This window comes from Vreelandella indica (genome assembly GCF_037070225.1).
In the GTDB taxonomy this organism is placed as follows: Bacteria; Pseudomonadota; Gammaproteobacteria; order Pseudomonadales; family Halomonadaceae; genus Vreelandella; species Vreelandella arctica.
The window spans coordinates 1-23,218 of sequence record NZ_JBANSO010000028.1 but is presented as its reverse complement, the minus strand read 5'-3'; the positions used below and the strand labels follow the sequence as shown (position 1 = coordinate 23,218).

At 54.1% G+C, this 23,218-nt stretch carries 18 protein-coding genes, 1 tRNA gene and 1 other RNA gene; 9 read left to right on the top strand and 11 right to left on the bottom strand.

Features of this window, described 5'->3' with window-relative positions; genetic code table 11:
- Positions 1-193: 193 nt before the first annotated feature.
- The 4 genes from V8L71_RS17000 to V8L71_RS16985 all read left to right on the top strand — a co-directional run bounded on the left by V8L71_RS17000 (position 194) and on the right by V8L71_RS16985 (position 5,369).
- Positions 194-2,143 (top strand): SLC13 family permease, encoded by a 1,950-nt coding sequence (locus V8L71_RS17000; RefSeq protein WP_101145349.1) that lies wholly within the window; start codon positions 194-196, stop codon positions 2,141-2,143.
- Positions 2,144-2,267: 124 nt separating this feature from the next.
- Positions 2,268-3,026, top strand: a complete 759-nt coding sequence (locus tag V8L71_RS16995) for a DeoR/GlpR family transcriptional regulator (protein ID WP_101145348.1) — start codon at positions 2,268-2,270, stop codon at positions 3,024-3,026.
- Positions 3,027-3,158: 132 nt separating this feature from the next.
- Positions 3,159-4,646 carry a glycerol kinase GlpK gene (gene glpK / locus V8L71_RS16990; protein ID WP_008956669.1) on the top strand — a complete coding sequence of 496 codons (1,488 nt, stop codon included), beginning with the start codon at positions 3,159-3,161 and terminating at the stop codon, positions 4,644-4,646.
- Between the two features lie 498 nt (positions 4,647-5,144).
- Positions 5,145-5,369: a hypothetical protein gene (locus tag V8L71_RS16985; protein ID WP_101145347.1), complete on the top strand. Its 225-nt coding sequence runs from the start codon at positions 5,145-5,147 to the stop codon at positions 5,367-5,369.
- Between the two features lie 71 nt (positions 5,370-5,440).
- On the opposite strand, the gene V8L71_RS16980 is transcribed toward V8L71_RS16985, so the two are convergent.
- The 11 genes from V8L71_RS16980 to betI all read right to left on the bottom strand — a co-directional run bounded on the left by V8L71_RS16980 (position 5,441) and on the right by betI (position 20,249).
- A complete protein-coding gene (locus tag V8L71_RS16980; protein ID WP_176303500.1) occupies positions 5,441-7,084 on the bottom strand; it encodes a glycerol-3-phosphate dehydrogenase/oxidase in 1,644 nt (547 codons plus the stop codon).
- Positions 7,085-7,237: 153 nt separating this feature from the next.
- Positions 7,238-9,004, bottom strand: coding sequence for an ABC transporter substrate-binding protein (locus V8L71_RS16975; protein WP_336274877.1), 1,767 nt, complete (start codon positions 9,002-9,004; stop codon positions 7,238-7,240).
- A gap of 118 nt (positions 9,005-9,122) precedes the next feature.
- Positions 9,123-9,395 (bottom strand): DUF2160 domain-containing protein, encoded by a 273-nt coding sequence (locus V8L71_RS16970; RefSeq protein WP_035563634.1) that lies wholly within the window; start codon positions 9,393-9,395, stop codon positions 9,123-9,125.
- A gap of 12 nt (positions 9,396-9,407) precedes the next feature.
- Positions 9,408-10,304: a carbohydrate ABC transporter permease gene (locus V8L71_RS16965; protein ID WP_335597256.1), complete on the bottom strand. Its 897-nt coding sequence runs from the start codon at positions 10,302-10,304 to the stop codon at positions 9,408-9,410.
- A 1-nt stretch (position 10,305) separates the two neighbouring features.
- Entirely contained in the window at positions 10,306-11,193 is an 888-nt protein-coding gene (locus tag V8L71_RS16960) for a carbohydrate ABC transporter permease (protein ID WP_101145344.1), read from the bottom strand.
- A complete protein-coding gene (locus tag V8L71_RS16955) occupies positions 11,186-12,286 on the bottom strand; it encodes an ABC transporter ATP-binding protein (RefSeq protein ID WP_336274876.1) in 1,101 nt (366 codons plus the stop codon). The genes V8L71_RS16960 and V8L71_RS16955 overlap by 8 nt, the downstream gene beginning before the upstream one ends.
- On the bottom strand, positions 12,279-13,376 hold the full coding sequence (locus tag V8L71_RS16950) for an ABC transporter ATP-binding protein (RefSeq protein ID WP_335597258.1): 1,098 nt from the start codon (positions 13,374-13,376) through the stop codon (positions 12,279-12,281). Before V8L71_RS16950 ends, V8L71_RS16955 begins: the two co-directional genes overlap by 8 nt.
- Before the next feature lie 226 nt (positions 13,377-13,602).
- Positions 13,603-16,089, bottom strand: coding sequence for an acyl-CoA dehydrogenase (locus V8L71_RS16945; RefSeq protein WP_336274875.1), 2,487 nt, complete (start codon positions 16,087-16,089; stop codon positions 13,603-13,605).
- Positions 16,090-16,291: 202 nt separating this feature from the next.
- Entirely contained in the window at positions 16,292-17,965 is a 1,674-nt protein-coding gene (betA, locus tag V8L71_RS16940; protein ID WP_336274874.1) for a choline dehydrogenase, read from the bottom strand.
- A gap of 170 nt (positions 17,966-18,135) precedes the next feature.
- Positions 18,136-19,605 (bottom strand): betaine-aldehyde dehydrogenase, encoded by a 1,470-nt coding sequence (gene betB / locus V8L71_RS16935; RefSeq protein ID WP_336274873.1) that lies wholly within the window; start codon positions 19,603-19,605, stop codon positions 18,136-18,138.
- 23 nt (positions 19,606-19,628) lie between these two features.
- Positions 19,629-20,249 (bottom strand): transcriptional regulator BetI, encoded by a 621-nt coding sequence (gene betI / locus V8L71_RS16930; RefSeq protein WP_336274872.1) that lies wholly within the window; start codon positions 20,247-20,249, stop codon positions 19,629-19,631.
- 191 nt (positions 20,250-20,440) lie between these two features.
- Between betI and V8L71_RS16925 the strand changes: the two genes are divergently transcribed.
- The 5 genes from V8L71_RS16925 to V8L71_RS16905 all read left to right on the top strand — a co-directional run bounded on the left by V8L71_RS16925 (position 20,441) and on the right by V8L71_RS16905 (position 23,113).
- Positions 20,441-21,376, top strand: coding sequence for a choline ABC transporter substrate-binding protein (locus V8L71_RS16925; protein ID WP_008956649.1), 936 nt, complete (start codon positions 20,441-20,443; stop codon positions 21,374-21,376).
- A gap of 99 nt (positions 21,377-21,475) precedes the next feature.
- Positions 21,476-21,552: transfer RNA gene (locus V8L71_RS16920), tRNA-Met, on the top strand.
- A 52-nt stretch (positions 21,553-21,604) separates the two neighbouring features.
- Positions 21,605-21,701: signal recognition particle sRNA small type (gene ffs, locus V8L71_RS16915), an RNA gene on the top strand.
- A 123-nt stretch (positions 21,702-21,824) separates the two neighbouring features.
- Entirely contained in the window at positions 21,825-22,448 is a 624-nt protein-coding gene (locus tag V8L71_RS16910) for a TnsA endonuclease N-terminal domain-containing protein (RefSeq protein ID WP_336274871.1), read from the top strand.
- 8 nt (positions 22,449-22,456) lie between these two features.
- Positions 22,457-23,113: a hypothetical protein gene (locus tag V8L71_RS16905; protein ID WP_336274870.1), complete on the top strand. Its 657-nt coding sequence runs from the start codon at positions 22,457-22,459 to the stop codon at positions 23,111-23,113.
- The last annotated feature ends 105 nt before the right edge of the window (positions 23,114-23,218 follow it).

Genomic DNA, 23,218 nt, shown 5'->3' with positions numbered 1-23,218 from the left:
CGCTTGCCACGTTATTGGCAAGCTGCTCAGGGCCGAATGCCACGGTCGGCTATTCAACGGGCGGTGCGTATGCAGGGACTATATCTGTGTATAGTAAACGTCTAATGTGCGTGGGGAATAGCCATGCCTGTGGCGTGGAGTGCATCAATCGTATGCTGCCGCTATCAAACGGTGGCAAGGGAGTAGGAAAAGGATGTCGGCTGAGGACATGAGTGTTGAGAGCTCAGGTGCTGAGGGCTCAGGAGTTGAGAGTCTTAATCTTGAAGCGCTAGGGCTTGAGTGGTTGGCGCTTTCGCCAAGTACGTTGGTCTTTATCGTGCTTGGCCTGACGCTGGTTGCGTTCATATGGGGGCGCTTTCGCTACGATCTAGTCGCGTTGGCGGCGTTGCTGGGATCGGTCATGCTCGGGCTAGTGCCTGCCGAGAATGCCTTTATGGGTTTCGGCCATCCGGCGGTTATTACAGTGGCCGCCGTGCTAGTACTTAGCCGGGGCTTTGAACGCTCCGGTGTGGTCGATATTATTTCCAATCAAGTGGTAAAAGTGGGTGAAAACCTGCTGCTTCAGCTATTAGTGCTGGTGGGTACCGTCGTGTTGTTATCGGGCATTATGAACAATGTGGGCGCTCTCGCACTGCTGTTACCGGTGGCGATGCGGTTGGCTCGTGAACATAATACCTCGCCCTCTTTACTGCTGATGCCGCTGGCGTTCGGGTCTCTGCTGGGCGGCCTGACAACCTTAATTGGCACGCCACCCAATATCATTATCTCTAGTTACCGGCGCGATGTGACGGGTGAAGCGTTTAGCATGTTTAGCTTTTCGCCTGTCGGGATTGCGGTGGCGCTGGTGGGGCTTGTGTTTATTGTGTTGGTGGGCTGGCGCTTGACGCCGAAGCGCAGCGGCCAAGCCTCTACCGATGAAATGTTCGATACCGCCAACTATTTGGTGGAATTGAAAGTAGGTGAAGAGTCGAAAGCCAAAGGCTTAACGTTACAGCAATTGCGCGATGAGCTGGACGAAACCATCCCCGTGTTAGCGGTCGTTCGCGATGATAACCGTCGTGCTGGCTATAACTTCCACGGCGCCTTGGAAGAGGGCGATATCCTGCTGTTGGAAGCAGGACCCGATGAACTCCAGATGCTGGAAGATAAGGTAGGGCTTAGTGCGATAGCCGAACTGGAAGAGGAGGCGGACGGCCCTGAGCACACCGCAAGCGGCGAAGAGGGCGAGAAAGCTGGCATGGGTGAAGCGAAAGATGCGGCACAGGACCGGCAGCCGGTGGATACCGAAGGCTTGCAGCTAATTGAAGCCGTGGTACGCAATGATTCCATGATGATTAACCGCAGCGTGCGCCAGTTACGCCTGAATCACCAGTTTGGCCTGCACTTGGTGGCCGTGGCCCGTGACGGTGGGCGCTTGAAGCAGCGTCTGCGTGATATCCGCTTTAAGAACGGCGATGTGTTGCTGCTGCAGGGCAGTGAGAATGAAATGTCCGACAGTCTGGCCTCCCTCGGTTGCCTGCCGTTAGCGAGCCGGGAATTGCATCTGGGGCAGCCGCGCAAGCTGGCAATGTCGATCGCCATTTTTGCCTTAGCAATTATTGCCATGCTGTTCGATCTGCTGCCTGCGGCAGTCGCCATGAGTACCGCTGCTTTGATTTCGCTACTGATTGGCGTATTGCCGTTGCGCGAAGGGTATCAAGCCATCGACGGCCCTGTGATCGTGCTGTTGGCCGCAATGATACCCGTGGGGGAGGCGCTTGAAACCAGTGGCGGCGCCGACCTGATTGCCGATGCACTGCTGCGCTTTGGCAGCGACTGGCCGGTGGTGGTCACCATGGTGGGGCTGTTCCTGCTCTCTATGCTGCTCTCGAATGTGGTCAACAACGCGGCGGCTGCGCTGCTGATGGCGCCGATTGCAGTCAGCCTGGCCAATGGGTTCGATGTCTCGCTCGATCCGTTCTTGATGGTGGTGGCCGTAAGTGCTTCCTGTGCGTTTTTAACTCCCATCGGCCATCAGTCGAATACACTGGTGCTGGGCCCTGGCGGCTATCGGTTCGGCGATTACTGGAAACTGGGGCTACCGCTTTCACTGGTAGTATTGGCTGCCGCTATCCCGCTTATTCTGCTGGTATGGCCGCTTTAAAAAACGTCTAACGGTCCGGCCTGTCGGTGTGATGGTAGCGAAGAGGGGATGAAGGCTATTAGGTTTCGAAAATTTTGCTAACCTATTACGTTCAGAAACCAAGAAAATCGAACAGGCCGGGCTTATGAACCAACAATTTCGTCAGGATGCCATTGTCGAGCTAGTTCGTCAGCACGGCTACATGAGTATCGAACAGCTCACCGACCACTTTGCGGTGACACCGCAGACCATTCGGCGGGATTTGAATACCCTGGCTGATGAAGGCCGTGTGCGCCGTGTGCATGGCGGTGTAGGCATCGAATCCAGCACGGTGAATACCGCCTACAGCACGCGCAAGACGCTTCACCTGGAAGAGAAGGAGCGCATTGCCCGCTGCTTGGCGCAACACATACCCAACCACTCATCGCTGTTCATCAACATCGGTACCAGCAATGAAGTGATTGCCCACGCGTTGCTGGAGCATCAGGGTCTCGAGATCATTACTAACAACCTGAATGTGGCGGCCATTCTTCAGCATAAAGAGGATTTTACCGTAATCATCGCCGGGGGGCAGGTGCGCTCTCGCGATGGCGGGATTATCGGCGAAGCCACCATCGACTTTATCAATCAGTTCAAGGTGGATTACGGCATCATCGGCATCAGTGGCATTGACGAGGATGGCTCACTGCTGGAATTTGACTACCAGGAAGTACGTGTCGCCCAAGCGATTATTGCCAATTCGCGGCGCATCTACCTAGCGGCAGACTACTCCAAATTTCACCGTAACCCGGTGGTGCGGCAGGGCAATCTGGACCAGTTGGATGCGCTCTTCACCGATCGCAAACCGCCGGAAGCGATCCAGCGCTTGCTGACCCAGCACGATGTAGCGCTGCATATCGCCTAGCCTAGCCTAGCCTAGCCGTCTTTGTCGCAGTTTCATCCTTGAGCATTTAGAGCGGCTGGAGTAGCCTTAAAACATAATAAAGCGAAAGCAAGTCAACAAAATCGAAAGACAATACAACAAAGCGAACTCGACATGTCCTCTTATATACTCGCCATTGATCAGGGTACCACCAGCTCGCGCGCTATTCTCTTTGACCGCGAAGGTCAGGTGGCGGCCGTCGCTCAGCAGGAATTCACCCAGCACTTCCCTCATGACGGCTGGATTGAGCACAACCCCGAAGATATCTGGGAAACGGTAGTGGCCACCTGCCGAGAAGTGATGGCCAGTGCCGAGATTACGCCAGACCAGATTGCCGGTATAGGCATTACCAACCAGCGTGAAACCACCATCCTGTGGGATCGAAAAACCGGCAAGCCGCTGTATAACGCCATTGTCTGGCAGGATCGCCGCACGTCGGATTTGTGCCAGTCGCTGCGGGATAAAGGGCATACCGAGATCGTTCAAGCCAAGACCGGCCTGCTGATTGATCCTTATTTCTCGGCGACCAAGCTTGCCTGGCTGCTGGAGAATGTCGAGAGCGCACGTGAGCGCGCCGAACGGGGGGAACTGGCCTTCGGCACCGTCGACAGCTTTCTAATCTGGCGGTTGACCGGCGGCCAGCAGCACGTCACCGATGCTACCAACGCGTCTCGAACCGCGCTGTTCAATATCCATACCCAAGAGTGGGATGACGAGCTACTGGCACTATTCGATATACCCGCCAATTTACTGCCCGAAGTGAAAGATTCCAGCGATGATTTCGGTACTACCGAGGCGCACTGGCTAGGCGCACCGCTTCCCATCGCAGGGGTAGCAGGCGACCAGCAGGCTGCGTTGGTCGGGCAGGCGTGCTTTCAGCCGGGGATGGGCAAGAGTACCTACGGTACCGGCTGCTTTATGATTGTGAACACCGGTGAGACGCCCTCGCTTTCGCGTAATCGTTTGTTGACCACGATTGGCTACCGGCTTAACGGTAAGCCGACCTATGCGATGGAAGGCAGTATTTTCGTGGCCGGGGCGACGGTGCAGTGGTTGCGCGATGGTCTGAATCTGTTTGCCGATGCCTCGGAAACCGAAGCGCTGGCTCAGAAGACCCGTAGCGGGCATAGCGTTTATCTGGTGCCCGCTTTTACCGGTTTAGGGGCGCCGCACTGGGACCCAAAAGCACGTGGCGCGATTTTTGGTTTAACCCGCGATACCGGTATTGCTGAAATAGTCGCCGCGGGGCTCCAGGCGGTGTGCTACCAAACCCGTGACCTGCAGCACTGCATGAATGACGATATGGAGGCGCCGCCGGGCAATTTACGGGTTGACGGTGGTATGGTGAAAAACAGCTGGGTGATGCAGTTTCTTGCCGATATGCTGGGCGTGCAGGTGGATCGCCCCACCATATTGGAAACCACTGCGCTGGGGGCTGCTTATTTAGCGGGTCTGCGTCTGGGCTGGTATCAAACCCTGGAAGAGATCGAACAACTGTGGCGCTGCGAGAAGAGCTTTATGCCCACCATGGAAGAAGCTACACGTGAGCAGCTTTACCAGGGTTGGTTGGATGCGGTGTCGAGAGTCCGCTCCACGCCTTAGATAATGACCTGAATTCAACTAATAAGTGCAGCCTTCCTACTTAAGCACACTATCTATTCACTCTTTCGATTCTTTATAATGCGGCGGCCAATTAAGCAATTGGCCGCCTTTCTTCGCTTTTAGCGCCCCTCATGAAAGTCTTTAACACCATTAACGCTTATTGAGCGTTTATGTAGTCGAGTTACAACCATGCCTGCGGCCAATGACGCATTGTGAGCTTTCCTGCTGTAGCCCATAGTGAGGTCATGGATCAGGAAGGTGACTCGTTATCCCGAATCACTGAACTAATCCCTGCTACAGAACGATAGCGCTTCAGTATTACCCTAGCGCTAAAGGGCGAAGGTCTTGTAACGCTTGTGACCGTTTCGCAGTTACCGAACTGGGCACTTATCCGGCCCAGCATGAGTAGCAACGTCACCATACGTCGTTAATTAAGATGGCTGCTTTTAAACCGATTGGCGGTTAGGCAGCGGATGACCATACCATGAGGTAGTACTAATGAACTGCATCGAACTGAGCCAACAAGCCAATAGCATCGCCAGCTCCTTCAGCAAGCAAGATCTCGCCAGGTTGGTTGTGGCGCTGAAGGGTAATCGTGAGTCACTGCAACATGCGGTTGAGGTTATCGACACGGTGGATAGTCGTTCAGGCTACACACTGGAAGAAGCCTGGGATGAAGTGCTCGCGGGAGACTCTCAACTTCGTATTGAAGATGAAGAGTAAAATAGAACAATTGCTTAAATAACCCTTAGCCCCCTTATTGATATAAGGGGGCTTTTTAGTTTTATCAACGATTAAGCATTGGCTACGGGTGTAAAAGGCAGCGATGTGTCCCGGTGTTGTTCAAAGTAACTGTTAAAACGTTCATCTGCATCGTCGCCAAATAATACCCGGCAGGCTTCTTTCAGACCGTTTGAATGGCGCAACTGCTCATGGGGCACAACCAGCGAGACCTTGGCACGACGGCGTAGAAAGTCTTCAAGCTGAGTGATCATTTCGTGATCGCGGGCATGCTCAAGCTCACAGCGAATGTACTCAGTGCCCTCGATTAGAATTTCACCCTGGGCAGGATCCTGGCGGATTTTCTCCAACATCTGAATAGCCTGGTCGGCATAACGTCGCCAGAGCCGTGTGGAGAGCAGCTCAGATGAGGTCTGGGCGGTCATGGCATCCAGGTTCATGCGCTTGGCCTGATCCATAAACTGCTGCTTGACGGGGTTGGGTGGTTCGCCGTACCAGTGGAATTTAGGGTCTGTGAGGGTAACGCCCAACTGGCTGATCTCTTCGGCAATTTCATCCCCCACATTCAAGCAATCGGTCAGTTTGCCGCCAAAGATACTGATATGTGCACTTTCGGCATTGGTATCGACTACATGCTTGCGTGATAGCTGCAGGAAGTCGCGATCGTTGCCTTGATCATCCTTGATCGCTAACGGCCGTACGCCGCAGCGGGTAGAAATAATATCGTCTTGGCTCAATGGCTTGGTCAGGGTCAGACGCTTGTTGATATTTTCCAGCACAAAGGCGATATCGTCAGCGGTAACCTCCACCTCCGGGTGCTCCATATGGGTATCGGTCGTCCCGATGCAGGTACGGTTTCCCATGGGAATGACAAAGAATAATCTGCCATCGTCAGCAAAAAACGCCAGCACCCGCTGGGAATCCGTTAATTGCGGAACGATGAGGTGAATACCTTTGGAGTAGAGGTGGTGGTGAGTGGTTTTTTGGCCGGTCAGCTCATTATGCTGATCCACCCACGGGCCGGCCGCATTGATGAGTACCTTGGCGCGTATATCGAAGGTGCTGCCATCCATCACGTTGCGTGCCTTGGTCACCCATAGGCCATCCTGGCGCTCGGCGCCAAGTGATTCGACGTAGTTGGCGGCAATCGCCCCATAGTTAAGCGCTTGGCGAACAAAGTTGAAGACAAATCGAGCGTCATTATCGTGCAGGTAGGCGTCGGAATATTCGAAACCGCCAACGGCCCCCTCAATATCGATGATGGGCTCTTCCTGCTTGATTTTATTCGGCGAGAGCAGGCGCGGCAGTTTGGTGAAGCCGTTGCCCATCAGCCAGTAAAGCCAGGTGCCCGCCCACAGGTAGCGTGGAGAGTGGCGGAAGCCTTTTGAAATTGTGGTCAGGAAACGGATCTCCTGCACCGTGGAAGGGTAACTCTTGATCAGGTGATTGCGGCTTTTGCATAGTTTGCGAACCAGTGCAAAATCCTTGCTTTCCATGTATTTGATGCCTCCCCATACCAGGTTGGAGGAGTGCATGCTGGTACTGCCGGCGAAGTCACCGCGGTCAATTAGTGCAACTTTTGCGCCTTTACCCGCCAGCGCTGCTGCGGTGGCCGCGCCATTGATGCCGCCGCCGATAATCAGAGCATCAAAGGTTTCGTTAGGTAACTTTTCAATGTTTCTATTTCGCAGTTTCATAGCGGATCCAATTAACCAATCAATAGCCCGGTTGCAGTGGGTGTTCTCTCTTTTGCTCTGGCATACCGCCAATGAAACCCTTGGCAGGGCGGGCGACTGCCCGCCCTGCAAGCTTTGACGCGTAGTTTTCCTAAACTTAGTTATTAAGCTTAGTTATTCTTGGCGCGTACCGGCGGCCATCCAGGCTTCCATCATTTCATCGTAAGGAACGGTGGTGCCTTGCGGCATTTCGTTATCCAGCTTGGCTTTCGGGGCGCCTTCCTGATCCAGCCAGACCTGTGGGTCCTGCTCTTCGTTAAGTACAGGCGCGTAGCTGTCGAAGACGTTAGCGCGGGCCAAACGGTTCATGGTGCTGTCCAGGTCTGCTGCTAGCTTGTCGAGACCTTCCTGGGGTGTGACTTCACCACTCATGACCGGTGCAAGGTTCTGCCACCACAGTGGTGCCATGCGCGGATAGTCAGGTACGTTCGTACCGGTCGGTGTCCAGTTGGACTCGTTGGGGCTGCGGTAGAACTCCACCAGGCCACCCAGCTTGGGTGCCATTTCGGTCATCTGCTCAGAGAAAATGTCAGACTCACGAATCGGCGTTAAACCATGCATGAGTTTTTCCAGCGAGGTGGTTTTTGCCACGGTGAACTGGGCAAACAGCCAGGCGGCGGTGCGGCGGTCTTCGGGCGTTGAGTCAAAGAATGTCCATGCTCCTACGTCCTGGTAGCCAACCTTCATACCCTCTTCCCAGTATGGGCCGGTGGGGGAAGGAGCCATGCGCCACAGCGGGTTGCCTTCATCATCGGTCACGGCAACGGAGGGGTCGGTCATGTCAGCTGTGAACGCGGTGTACCAGAAAATTTGCTGGGCAATATGGCCTTGCGCGGGCACGGGGCCTGCTTCACCAAAGGTCATGCCCTGCGCTTCTTCAGGCGCGTAATCGCGTAGCCAGTCGACGGCTTTCTGCATCGCAAACACGGAGGCCGGTGAGTTGGTAGCACCGCCACGGCTAACGTTGGCGCCTACCGGCTGGCTATCTTCATTGACGCGGATACCCCAGTCATCCACCGGGTTGCCGAAGGGAACCCCTTGGCTGCCCATGCCCGCCATGGAGAGCCAGGAGTCGTGGAAACGCCAACCTAGTGACGGATCACGACGACCGTAATCCATGTGACCGTAAATCTTGGTGCCGTCTATCTCGCCGACATGCTCGGTGAAGAACTCGGCGATATCTTCGTAAGCGGTCCAGTTGGTTGGTACGCCGAGCTCGTAGCCGTAGATTTCCTTAAACTGGGCCATCAGGTCGGGGTCAGTGAACCAATCATGGCGGAACCAGTAAAGGTTGGCGAACTGCTGAGTCGGTAGTTGGTAGATGCTGCCATCTGGGCCGGTACCGTATTGCAGGCCGATGAAGTCATCCAGGTCTAGCGTGGGCAGGGTGTAGTCGGCCCACTCGTTCTCCATCGCTTCAGAGAGGTTGATGGTGGTGCCGTAGCGGATATGCGTGCCAATGGAGTCGGTATCATTGACGAAACCGTCATAGATGCTGTTGCCCGACTGCATCTGGTTCTGCATGGTATCTACGACATCGCCTTCACCAATGATGTTGTGGGTCAGATTGATACCGGTCAGCTCACTAAAGGCTTCCGCTAACACTTCGCTTTCATAAACGTGAGTAGTGAGGCCTTCCGCCACGGTTTGAATGTCCATGTCACGGAAAGGCTCGGCAGCCTTGGCAAACCACATCAGTTCTTCGATCTGCTCTTCACGGCTTAGCGTAGAGTTCTGGAAGTGCTCATCGACCAAGCGTTCAGCAATGGCGCGGGCATCCTCTTCCTGCGCTGACAGCGTACCCGATGCCAGCAGCAAGCTGGCGGCGAGGGTTGTCAGTTTGAACTTAGTCCGTTTGGATTTATTGTCGTGCTTTTGCATGGTGACCTCGTTTTGTTGTGTTCTTCCTTGATGGCTTGGCCGTCCTTGATACCGAATAAACGCTGAATTGCTTTTTCAACAACTTGTTAAGGGCTATCTCAAGAAGCTGTCTCAAGGGCTAGCCCCAGCGCATTAAAACCAGTAGCCATACGGCTGATACTGCTAGTGCAATCCAAATAGATAGTGAGGTGAAACCGATCACTCCCAGGTGGATAAAGGCCGCCGAGAGCAGGCCGATAAATAGCCGGTCTCCGCGAGTGGTGGCAATGGGTAAAAACCCTTTGCGCTCTATGGTGGGCGACAAAATCTCCCAGATTGTCATCCCCGCCAACATGGCAGCGATCGATGAAAAGAATATGGCGGTGGGTACTGTCCATACCATCCAAGACATAGCGAGATCTCCTCAGGTACGGCCCAGGGCAAAGCCCTTGGCAATATGGTTACGGACGAAATAGACCACCAGAATGCCGGGAATAATGGTCAGTACACCGGCGGCGGCCAGGGTGCCCCAGTCAATTCCCGATGCTGTCGAGGTGCGCGTCATGATCATGCCGATGGGCTGGGCGTCGGTGGCGGTCAATGTCCGGGCCAGCAGCAGTTCTACCCAAGAGAACATGAACAGGAAGAACAGCGTGACGCCAATGCCGGAGCGGATCATGGGGATAAAGATCTTGACGAAAAAGCGTGGAAAGCTATAGCCGTCGATATAAGCGGTTTCGTCGATCTCTTTAGGCACGCTGCTCATAAAGCCTTCCAAAATCCAGATGGCCAGCGGGATGTTGAACAGGCAGTGAGCCAGCGCGACAGCAATATGGGTGTCGAACAGACCAACTGAGTAGTAGAGCTGGAAGTAGGGCAGCAGGAAGACGGCGGGGGGAGCCATCAAGTTGGTCAGCAGCCAGAAGAACAGGTGCTTGTCGCCAATAAAGGTGTAGCGGCTAAAGGCGTAGGCGGCGGGTAGCGCGACGCAGATGGTGATGAGCATATTCATCGCCACATAGAGCATCGAGTTGACGTAACCCATGTACCAGCTTGAGTTGGTGAAGATGCCGATATAGTTATCAAAGGTAAGGTTCTGGGGCCATAGCGTCATAGAACCAAGGATTTCGCTATTGGTCTGGAGCGACATATTGATCAGCCAGTAAATGGGCAGAATCATCAGCGCCAGATAAAGGCCAAGCAGGATACGCGAGCGCCAATGCGCCCGAGCAGTGCGGTTACGCCGCTTGGCAGATGAAACTTTGCTAAAAATCGTGTTGTACTTTTCACCGCGCTGGGTGTTTTCGAGTTGGTAGCTCATGTTAAGCACCTCCATGCGGGGGCTTGTCTTTCTGCATGTGCATGATGGTGGTGTAGAACACCCAGCTCACCAGCAGGATTACGAGGAAGTAGATCAGCGAGAACGCGGCAGAAGGGCCCAGGTCCTGCTGGCCGATCGCCATGGTGGCCAGCGACTGGCTCAGGAAGGTGGTCGAGCTGCCAGGGCCGCCGCCGGTCAACACGAAGGGCTCGGCGTAGATCATGAACGAGTGCATGAAGCGCAGCAGGACGGCAATAACGAGCACATTGGTGAGCTTGGGCAACTGGATATAGCGAAACACTGCCCACTTGGAGGCACGGTCGATACGTGCAGCCTGATAGTAGGCTTCAGGAATCGAGCGCAGGCCGCTGTAGCAAAGCATGGCGACCAGCGGGGTCCAGTGCCATACATCCATCAGCACGATGGTTACCCAGGCATCGCTGGCGTCACCGGTGATATTGTAGCTGATGCCCAGTTCGCGCAGCCCCCAGCCCATTAAGCCAATATCGCCACGGGTAAAGATTTGCCAGATGCTGCCCACGACGTTCCAAGGGATCAGCAATGGCAGGGTAATTAATATCAACACCGCCGAGGCCTGCCAGCCCCGTTTAGGCATGATCAGGGCAATCCCTATTCCCAGCGGAATCTGGATAGCCAGAATAATTAATGAGAACGAAATCTGGCGCAGAAACGCCGCTTGTAGCGCCTCATCGTTAAGCATGGTTTTAAACCACTCGGTGCCAGTGAAAAAGCTGGCGTTAGGGCCGAGCACATCCTGCACTGAGTAGTTGACGACGGTCATCAGTGGAATGATGGCGGAGAACGCCACCAATACCAGCATGGGAAGCACCAGCAGCCACGCTTTGTTGTTGGGTACCTTGTTATTCATGGCCGGTCTCCACGAGGTATTCATCGATATAGAGGGCGAGTTTTGCTGTATCAAACTCAGCAAACGCCGCTTCTCCCACGGGTGAGTGCCCTTCGGGAAGGCGTGCCTTGAAGGTTTGTCCGTTGAGCTTATAGGTCAGCAGGGAGTAAGTGCCGAGATCCTGCACACTGATGACCTCGACGGGCACGCTTTCAGCGCTTGGGCTTGCGCTAATGTCAATAAACTCGGGACGGATACCCAGCTTGATGTTGTTACTGCTGGCACGCGCAATGGCACGTTTGATCGGTTCACTGACCGGTAGTGATTGGTGGCCGAACATGGCCTGTTCATCTTGATACTCGACGGCCATGAAATTCATGCCGGGACTACCGATGAAATAGCCTACAAAGGTGTGGGCCGGGCGTTCAAACAGCTCTCGGGGCGTACCGAACTGCACCACTTGGCCGTCATACATCACGGCTATTTTGTCGGCGAAGGTCGACGCCTCCAACTGGTCGTGAGTGACGTAGATCATGGTGATATTAAAGCGCTCGTGAATCTCTTTGAGCTTGCGGCGCAGTTTCCACTTTAATTGGGGGTCGATCACGGTGAGAGGTTCATCAAATAGAATCGCTGTCACATCATCGCGCACCAGCCCACGCCCCATGGAGACCTTCTGCTTCTCGTCGGCGGTCAGGTTTTTGGCCTTGCGATCCAGCAGCGGTGTCAGTTCAAGAATGTCGGCGACTTCGAGTACCTTGGGTTTTACCCGGTACTCAGGGGTATTCATATTGCGCAGGGGAAAAGCGAGATTGTCGAACACCGTCATGGTGTCGTAGATCACAGGGAACTGAAAAACCTGGGCAATATTGCGCTCTTCGGGGGGGAGTTCGTTAACTCGCTGACCGTCAAAAAGGACGTCACCCTCTGAGGGTTCAAGCAGGCCGGAAATGATATTGAGCAGCGTCGATTTACCGCAACCCGATGGCCCCAAGAGCGCATAGGCACCGCCTTGATGCCACACGTGATCCATCTGCCGAATAGCGTAATCCGCTGCACCCTTGGGCGTTTTTTCATAGGAGTGCGCCAGACCCTTTAAAGTGATCTCAGCCATGGGCAGCTCCTCCTTGACTTACAGGAATATGAACCGTGTGTCCCTGTTTGTCGAAGGCGTAAAGTTGATGGGTGGGGAAGTAAACCTTCAGGGGTTCATTAACACTAAACTGGTGGATGCCTGCTAAGTGCAGCACTAAGGGGAAGCGCTCGTGGTGAACATGCAGGAAGGTTTCAGAACCGCTGATTTCAGCTACATCCACATGGACATCCAGCGCTAGGTCATCGGCTCGTTGTGGTTGCAGGGTGAGGTGTGAAGCACGGACACCAAAATCATAGTCACCCGGCTCTAAGCGCTTTAGCTTGTCATCGCAGGGAAAGTGTAACGTTTGATCGAAAGTGATTTCGGTATCGGTAAGCTGACCGGGAACAATGTTAATTGGCGGCTCGGAGAACATCTCGGCGCTGAAGCGGCCGTTTGGCTCCCGGTAAACCTGTTCGGTAGGGCCATACTGAAGCAATCTGCCTTCATGCAGTACCGCGGTGTTTCCACCCAGCGCCAGCGCCTCATTGGGCTCGGTGGTGGCATACACCGCGATGCAGTTGCGTGCTTTGAAGAGATCACGCAGCTCATCGCGCAGCTCTTCGCGGAGCTTGTAATCCAGGTTGACCAGCGGTTCATCAAACAGAATTAAGTCGGCATCTTTGATCAAGGCCCGCCCCATGGCGGTGCGCTGCTGTTGGCCGCCGGAAAGCTCTTGCGGGTAGCGGTTAAGCAGGTGCTCGATATGCAGCATTTCAGCAATTTCGCCTACTCGCTTCTCAATGTCTCTTTTCGGGTGTTTGGCCAGTTTCAGTGGCGACGCAATGTTGTCGTAAACGGTGAGGCTGGGATAGTTGATAAACTGCTGGTACACCATGGAGACGTTGCGCTTGCGCACGGAAACGTTAGTGACGTTCTTGCCATCCATGATGATCTTTCCGCGGGTAGGGGGCTCAAGCCCCGCCATAAGACGCATTAGAGTGGTTTTTCCGGCCAGCGTCCGCCCTAGCAGCACATTGAATGAGCCTGGCTCAAGCGCTAGGTCTATTCCACTGATATGAGGCACACCGTTAACGATGTGATCGATATTTTGCAAATGTAAGGACATGCCGATCTCGCTAGCGTCATTGTTATTGGAGCATGCTATTAGAAAGGCGACAAAATAGGTGAGGCCGCTTTCGTTTACGAAAGGCTAGTTGATCACTTGCGAACTTGCAACGCGTTTTTGGGCGATAGGACTAGGCATTTAGGCGTAGAAAGCGAACACAAAAAAGCCGACTACTGTCGCGCAGTAGTCGGCTATCCCTATCAGTAACTTACTGAACAATAAGTGGTTACTTAACGTTTTCTTCTTCCTGCTGTGGTGCAGATGTTGTTTTGCCGTTGTGATCGATCAGCGTGGACTTGTTCTTGGCAAATGCGTCGTAGGCAAAATCATCCACGGTGAGCATTTCCAGAACCTCGGCCTCAAAGGTGCGCATGAAGTCGGCATCTTCTTCATTGATCAGACCTTTTTCCAGACCGGCCTCTACACGTGCCTCTGGATGCAGCGCCGTTTGCGGGAGTTCGCCTTTGGCATATGCCTTGTTCAATGTGCGGTAGATCGCTTCGGCGCGGTCATAATCGACCAACAAAGCGTTGTAGCGCGCCAGCGGGTTGCGCTGTTCGCCGTCGTCTGTATCCCAGGTATTTTCCAGCAGCTTCGTGCGTAGGGCGCTGTGGGTGGAGATTCGCTTGGCGATGTCCCGCGCCAGGTCGTCGTGAGGCTTGTTCCAGCGGCGGCCGGTCGGCATCACTACGGCGTTGAGGGTTTTACCCAGGGCGCGGTTGGGTAGATTATCGAAAATCTCCACAAACGCCTGTTCTGCACGCTGAAGCAGGAAACGACAGCTGTAATGCAGTAGTGCTTCCTCACCTTCTACTTTACTGCCCGCTTGCCACTGCTTGAGCACCATCGAAGTTAGGTAAAGATTAGACAGCACATCTCCCAGCCGCGCAGAGATCATTTCGCGTTTCTTGAGCGCTGAACCCAGGCTTGCCATGGCGGCGTCGGCGCACAGGCCAAAGCCAGCGGAGAGACGGGCAATATCCTGAGCATAGACGGTGGCGGGGCCATCGAAGGGCACGCTGGCTTTGCCGATGCCAAAGCCCAAAGTAAAGGCGCGGGCCGCGTTACCAAAGATTAAGCCCGCGTGGCCGAAGAAGGCTTTATCAAACGCCTGCATATCATTGGCGTCTTTCGCCGCCAGCTCGTCCAGCACGTAGGGATGGCAGCGGATAGCACCCTGACCAAAGATCATCAGGTTGCGGGTCATGATGTTGGCGCCTTCCACGGTAATCGCCACTGGGTTGGCGCTGTAGCCGATACCGAGGTAGTTACGTGGGCCAAGGGTCACCGCCTTGCCGCCGTGAACGTCCATGGCGTCGCTAAGCAGCACGCGCTGGAACTCGGTCAGCTGGCTTTTCAGGATGGCCGAGGGCACCGCAGGCTTTTCGCCATGGTCGATCATGTTGGCAGTTTGATACACGGTGGCCTGGGAGATATAGGCAAGCGCCGCCATGCGAGCAAGGGGCTCTTGCACACCTTCCATTTCGGCCACCGGCACGTTGAACTGGCGACGTACGCGAGTGAAGCCGCCGCTCCAACCCAAGGCGTAGCGTGCGGTACCAGTAGCGCCGGAGGGTAGCGTGATGCAGCGGCCGATCGAGAGACACTCGACCAGCATCCGCCAGCCTTGGCCGATCATGTCCGGGCCACCAATGATCGTGTCTAGCGGTACAAAAACATCGTTACCGATAATAGGGCCATTCATAAACGGGCTGCCGATGGGGTGGTGACGGCGGCCAATTTCCATACCGGCGGTATCACGAGGGATCAGCGCGAGGGTAATGCCGCGATCCTCTTCGTCACCCAGCAGTTTTTCCGGGTCAAAAAGACGGAAGGCAAGACCGACCACAGTGGCGATAGGCGCCAGTGTGATCCAGCGTTTTTCGAAGTTAAGGCGCAGGCCAAGTACTTCTTCGCCGTTGATGGTTTGCTTACACACCACGCCGGTATCGGGAAGTGAGGTGGCGTCAGAACCTGCCCGCGGGCCGGTGAGGCCAAAGCAGGGAATTTCACGTCCATCGGAAAGGCGCGGTAGGTAGTGATCTTTCTGCTCTTGGGTGCCGTATTTCAGCAGCAGCTCGCCAGGGCCGAGAGAGTTGGGTACGCCCACGGTAACCATTAGGGTTTCGTTGGCCGAGAGTTTTTGCAGCACCATCGACTGGGCTTTGGCAGAGAAGCCCAGGCCGCCGTACTCCTTCGGAATGATCATGCCGAAGAAGCCCTCTTTTTTCAGGTAGTCCCAAAGCTGCTGGGGCAGGTCGGCGCGCTCTTGGGCGATATCCCAGGCGTTACACATGCCAGCGGCTTTGGCACACTGATTGGCTAAGAAGGCTTTTTCATCGTCGCGCAGGCCTTCGTCTTTAAAGGCGAGCAGCTTTTCCCACTGGGGTTTGCCCGAAAATAGCTCACCGTCCCAAGAGACGCTGCCTGCTTCCAGGGCCGTGCGCTCGGTGGCGGATACTTTGGGCGCCACTTTTTTAAAGGTGGCGAATAGGCGCGGCGTCAGCCATTTGCGACGCAAGACGGGCAGGCCTGCCACGGCGACAGCGGCGGCGCCAATCAATAGCAGAACGCCGATCACTTCAGCGTCTAACAGCAGGCCGACAAGGCCCAATACGCCAAGTACCACAAGCGCCGCGGGGGCGCCTGCTTCGCGACGCATGACCACGAGCAGGCCACCAATGGCGAGCACGATAAGGAGTAGGGTGAGCATAGTAGTTCTCTCTGTTTCAGGCCTATAACGACAGCCTGCTGTTGTTAATGAGCGCGTTAATCGAACACTTGTTTGAATATTGGCAGATAGGCGCGGTTTTATGCAAGCCTTTAGGTATGTTTACACCCGGATGCCTTGTTAGATATAAAAAAATGCCATGGCGTGAAGCCATGGCATGTTGAGAGGCGAACAGAGGGAATGTTCAGGCGCGTTTGGCAGGCGCGCCGTTGGCGACGTAGTAGTCCACACTCGACCGGGGCAGCGGCTCGTTACCCTTGATGCGGTCGGCGATCTTTTCCGCCAGCATGATGGTGGGGGCATTCAGGTTGCCGGTAGGAATCACCGGGAACAGTGAGGCATCTACGACGCGAAGGCCTTCAATACCATGCACGCGCCCCTGGCCGTCGGTAACGGCCATCTCGCCTTCGCCCATGCGGCAACTGCCGCAGGGGTGATAGGCGGTTTCGGCATGCTGTTTGACGAAGGCGTCGAGTTCGGCGTCGGACTGTACGTCTGGCCCCGGCGCTATTTCACGACCGCGGTACTTCTCAAAGGCTGGCTGGGCGATGATATCGCGAGTCAGGCGGATCGCATCACGGAACTCTTGCCAGTCTTTCTCTTTGGCCATGTAGTTAAACAGGATGCTGGGCGCCGCGTGTGGATCTTTTGACGTCAGGCGGATACGACCGCGACTTTCAGAGCGCATCGAGCCGACGTGGGCCTGGAAACCGTGGGCCTGCACCGCGCTCTTGCCGTTGTAGCTGATGGCGATGGGAAGGAAGTGGTACTGAAGATTGGGCCACTCCTCTTCATCCCGGCTGCGGATAAAGCCACAGGATTCAAACTGGTTGCTGGCGCCAACGCCGGTGCCATTGAACAGCCATTCGGCACCGATCTTGGGCTGGTTGTACCACTTCAAGGCTGGGTAGAGCGAGATGGGTTCTTTGCACTCGTACTGAATGTACATTTCCAGGTGGTCCTGGAGGTTTTCACCCACGCCGGGCAGGGCGTGAACCGTCTCGATATTAAGTTCGTTCAGCAGTTCTGGATTGCCAATGCCTGAGCGCTGCAAAATCTGCGGCGAGGCGATAGCGCCACCGCATAGCAACACTTCGCGGCGTACGTAGGCCTGGTGTTTTTCGCCTTTTTGTTCATAGCGAACACCAACGGCGCGTTTACCTTCAAACTCAATCACATCGGTAACGGCATGTGTTTCGATAGTAAGGTTATGGCGCTTCTTGGCGGTGTCCAGGTAGCCCCGGGCCGTGGAGGCGCGGCGGCCTTTGGGCGTTACAAAACGGTCCATGGGGCCGAAGCCCTCTTGCTGGTAGCCGTTGACGTCTTCAGTCTCTGGGTAGCCTGCCTGTTTACCAGCTTCAATAAAGGTGCGATAGAGCGGGTTGTTAGTGGACTTTGGCGTGGTCACGCTGACCGGGCCATCGCCGCCGTGATAGCTATTGGCGCCAGTGTCGCGGGTTTCGCACTTTTTGAAGTAGGGCAGGCAGCTTAAGTAGTCCCAGTCTTCGAGGCCGGGCTGCTTGGCCCAGTTGTCGTAATCAAGCGCATTGCCGCGGATATAGCACATACCATTAATTAGCGAGGAGCCGCCCAGGCCTTTGCCGCGGCCACACTCCATACGGCGACCATCCATATACGGCTCGGGGTCGGTTTCAAACGCCCAGTTGTAGCGCTTGCCCTGTAGCGGAAATGCCAGGGCAGCGGGCATTTGGGTGCGGAAATCGAAGCGATAATCCGGCCCGCCCGCTTCTAACAGCAGTACGCTGACGCTGCTGTCTTCGGTGAGGCGGGTAGCGAGCACGTTGCCCGCTGAGCCTGCGCCGATAATGATGTAATCAAATTCGCGTGGTTGAGACATAGTGAATTACCGAGGCTGAAGATGGGGCGGGGCTTCCTGGCGGTAGCTTTACGCGAGGGCGCTGTGAACCCATCCCTGGGCGCTACTTTTCCCATCCATGGGAAAAGACCCTCGCTACAAGCCACCCCCAGCGCCCTGGTCAGTTAGTGCGCAAAAAATGGTGCTTTGATTTAAAAAACTGACTCAAAAGGCCCCATCTCGATTTGAACTGACTTGGTTTGGGTATAGTGATTAAGCGTCTCGATACCATTCTCACGACCAATACCCGACTCTTTGTAACCGCCTACCGGCATCTCGGAGGGAGACTCGCCCCAGGTGTTGATCCAGCAGATACCCGCTTCCAACTGGTGAATGACACGGTGGGCGCGGTTCAAACTTTCGCTGAAGACACCGGCGGCAAGGCCATAGGTGGTGTCGTTGGCACGGCGAATGACTTCTGCTTCGTCATCAAAGGCGAGTACCGACATTACTGGGCCGAAGATCTCTTCACGCACGATGCGCATTTCGTCGGTACAGTCGGTGAACACGGTAGGCGCTGCCCAGGCGCCATCGGCAAAGCTGCCAGTGTTCCAATCGTCGCCGCCTACGAGCAGGCGAGCGCCTTGCTCCTTGCCCAGAGCAATATACGAAAGCACTTTCTCTTGATGTTCAAAGCTAACCAGCGGGCCGAAGTTGACGCTGGGATCCATCGGGTCGCCTGCTTTGATGCGCTTGACGCGTTCTACCAGCTTAGCTTCAAAGGCGTCTTTTACGCTGCGCTCAACAAATACCCGCGTTCCGTTGGTGCAAATTTGGCCGCTGGAGTAGAAGTTGGCCATCATGGCGGCGTCTGCAGCGCGATCAAGGTCAGCATCTGCAAAGACCAGCAGCGGCGATTTGCCACCTAGTTCCATGGTGACGTCTTTTAGCGTCGAGCTAGCGGCGGCGGCCATGACTTTCTTGCCGGTTCCCGCTTCGCCGGTGAACGATACCTTGGCGATTCCGGGGTGCTCAGTGAGCATGGCGCCTACGCGGCCATCGCCCTGTACCACGTTAAAGACACCGTTGGGCAGGCCAGCTTCGGTAAAGATTTCCGCCAGTTTCATCACGGTGAGTGGCGTGACTTCACTGGGCTTGAACACCACCGCGTTGCCTGCGGCCAGTGCCGGGGCGGCTTTCCAACAGGCGATTTGAATGGGGTAGTTCCAGGCGCCAATCGCACCAATTACGCCTAGCGGCTCGCGGCGGGTATACACGAAAGAGCTGTCGCGTAGGGGAATCTGGCTGCCTTGAATAGCAGGCGCTAGGCCAGCGTAGTACTCGAGCGCATCTGCGCCGGTGACGATATCGACGCTAGCCGTTTCGCTGATCGGCTTGCCGGTATTGCGGGTTTCAAGCTCCGCAAGCTCGTTATTGCGCTCTCTCAATAGCGCAACGGCGCGCAATAGGATGCGCGAGCGCTCCATGCCGGTCATTGCAGCCCATTCTCGCTGGCCCCGCTGAGCAGCTTCTACGGCCGTATCGACATCCGCTTGGCTGGCTTGACCAATCGTGGCCAGTAGGCTGCCATCAAAAGGGTTGGTGACTGTAAAGGTGTCGCCTGATGTGGCGTCTACCTGGCGACCATCAATATAGAGTGGCTGTACGTTTTGAGCGGCCATGTCGGTCTCCATGAATAAGAAAATTAACGGTAAATGTTGGATGCTTTCGTAGTGCATCCATGATGAGCAAAAAGCTGGTCGAGATAGGTGTGCGCAAGGTGGCGAGCTTCTGCCGCGTCAAGACCTTCAGGCGTCAGGGCGCCGCGCAGCCATAAGCCATCAATCATGGCCGCCAAGCCGCGGGCCGCGTTACGGGCCTCGGTAGGGGGCATGACGCGTTTAAACTGGTGACATAAATTGCTGTAAAGGCGGCGATCATTGACGTTTTGCAACCGCTGTAGCATGGGTTTATGCATGCTGCTGGCCCAGAAGGCTAACCAGGTCTTGGCGGCTGGGCCGGTGACCTGGGTGCGGTCAAAGTTGCCCTCGATAATGGCACCGATATGAGCACCCGGGGCGTCGTCTTCCAGCGCATGGCGGCGCACTGCCACGGCCTTGGTAAGATCGGTCAGAATTTGCCGCATGGTGGCCTCAAGCAGCCCATCCTTCCCGCCAAAATAGTGACTGATAATACCCGCTGAAACGCCCGCATGACGTGCAATACGCATGACGGTGGCTTCTGCCAGACCGACTTCGTCAATGGCTACCATGGTCGCGTTGATCAACTGCTGGCGGCGTATCGGTTCCATTCCCACCTTTGGCACAGCGTTCTCCTAATTCGTTGAATGCCTAACTTGGGTAGGTGCTTGAAACCCAGGCGCAGGCATGATTACCTAACCATGATGGCATTTTTTTATTGAACGTTCAATCAATAAAAAGGCGCCGACATTTACACTGGATGCGACCTTAGCCATCAATGAGTGTTCGCAGCAGACGTTTAAGGGGAACCACGATCATGAGCAGAACTTCTTCACGCTACGCAGGTGCTTTATTGCTGGCAGCAGGCCTACCAGCGGTGGCTTACGCCGACGAGTGCAGCAGCGTGCGCTTTGCAGAAGTGGGCTGGACGGACATCACCGCGACGACGGCGCTAGCCAGTGAAGTACTTGAAGGGCTTGGTTACGAGCCAAGCGTGGATACGGTTTCCGTGCCGATCGCCTACGCAGGCATGCGCAACAATGATTTTGATGTTTTCTTGGGTAACTGGATGCCTTCGATGGCTTCCATCAGCGACCCCTATATCGAGCGTGGCGAGGTTGAGCGCTTGGTGGCTAACCTGGAAGGGGCGAAGTACACCCTCGCAGTGCCCCAGTATGTTTACGATGCTGGCGTGACATCGGTTAACGATTTAGCGGAGCATGCCGACCAGTTTGATCGCAGCTTGCATGGTATCGAGGCGGGTAACGACGGCAACGAGATGATCGAGCAGATGATCGATGATGACGCTTATGGCCTTGGCGATTGGCAGGTAATCGATTCCAGCGAAGCGGGAATGCTGGCAGAACTGCGCGCCCGAGTACCCAACGAGCAGTGGATGGTGTTTTTGGGCTGGGAGCCGCATCCCATGAACTCCAACTTTGAGATGGCCTACCTTTCTGATGCCGATGACTATTTTGGCCCAGATCTGGGCGGCGCCACGGTGCACACCAATACCCGGGCAGGTTTTGTGGAGGAGTGCCCAAATGTGGGCACGCTATTGCGCAACATGACGTTTACCCTGGAAATGGAAAACCAGCTAATGAGCGCGATCATGGATGATGGCGAAGACCCCCGTGATGCCGCGCGTGATTACTTGAAGGCCAATGATGGCGTGCTGGACGAGTGGTTAGACGGCGTGACCACACGCAACGGCGAGCCTGGTGCTGAGGCCGTGCGTACTGCTATTCAATAAGTCAATTTCGATACGCTTTGTTAACTAGCAGGGCAAGCCGGAATCCGGCTTGCCTTTCATCGTTAAGATAGGCATAATCTGCACCCGTTGATGAGGAAAGGCTACGTAGCTCAGCTGGTTAGAGCACATCACTCATAATGATGGGGTCCCCTGTTCAAATCAGGGCGTAGCCACCACATCAGCATTAGCACACTTACTTAACAACCGCGTGTGCCGTTATGGTGGCCCCTTAGGTCCTCCCGCAACGCTAAACTGCGAACCCCGCCAGGCCCGGAAGGGAGCAACGGTAGTGGTGGCTGCGTGTGCCGGGATGTGGCTTTTGGGGCCGCCTCCATTTTGGTGTCGTTTCCGGTCTGTTTTGACATAAATTCCGGTTAAAATGACATAATTTGCGGTTTCTCATGACATAACCTATTTTTGTAGTAAACCTACGAAATGGGGTGTTGTCATGTACAGGCGTAAGCTCCGTCATTCCCGTGTCAAGAACCTCTACAAATTTGCTAGCTTCAAAACTGCTTCTGCTCACACTGTAGAGTCTTCCCTAGAATTTGATGCCTGCTACCATTTTGAATACTCCCCTCAAGTTAAGTCTTTCATCGCCCAGCCTATAGGTTTTACTTACTCAATTCATGGGAAAACTAATCCTTATACTCCTGATTTTAAGATAATAAATAATAATCAAAAAATAGCCTTTATTGAGGTCAAGCCCTATAGTAAAACCCTCCATCCAGAATTTGTTCAAAAATTCCAGGCAAAAAAAGAAGCAGCATGCCAGTTAGGTTTCGAGCTGAGCTTAGTAACTGAGCTTCAAATCAGAAAGTATCCAGTCTTGAATAATTTTAAGCTGCTACATCGTTACGCTGGTTTTCAAAGCCATTGTGAGTTGTATGATAGTGTTTATGGCCTTGTAATAAGACACTCCCCCATTTTTATGCATGAAATTTGTGCTCTATATGAAATTAGTTTCCGTCCTAGAGTTATTCGCTCACTGGTTTCGTTAATAGCCTCTGGGAAATTAAAGGCCAATATATTGGAAAAAGAAATTGGTGACGATTTGCTTCTTTGGGCATGAGGTGACTTATGTTGGAAGATCCTTTTTTTGATGAGTCTTTAGCAGGCATAGATTTCTCGCATACAGCGAGTAAAAAAAGCCGTGATGAAATTGAGGATGTGGCATTCATAACAATAGATGATCTTGATGAGGAGTACGCCGATAAAGCTTTGTTCAGGTATAAAGTAATAAAATTGGTCAATAAAAGGCTTAATGGAGGCTGGACGAAGAAGAATATAGAGCCAATTATCTATGAAATGTATAGTGAAGGTGTTATAGATAAAAAGCCTGGGTGGCAAAGCGTAGCTAGATGGAATGCAAAGTATCGTGCCGATAAAAATTTGCTTTGCTTGGTTGATATGAGAGCTATAAAAAATAATTTTTGTGATTTTAAATCTTTTTCAAATGATACTTTTTTTTGGGACGCAATCGAAAAGAAATATCTTACAAGAGTGAGGGGGTCTGTTGCGACCACTTATCAATTTTATAAGGATTTAATATTAGTCCATAATAATGAAAATCCAGATGATAAGTTTGTAGCTGTTGGGCGAAGTGCCTTTTACGATAGAGTTAAAAAGCTTCCACCTTATATTTGTGACTTGAAGCGTTATGGCAAACGATATGCGGATAAAAAATATCGATTGATCAATAGTTTTACAAAATCTACTAGCCCGGATTTCTCATAGCACCTCAGCAAGTACCGCACCCAGGCCGCCATGCTATTAAAAACCTATTGGTACATCTTAAATTGCCTACTTTTTAACCACTTTCCGTCGTTCAGATACACTTCC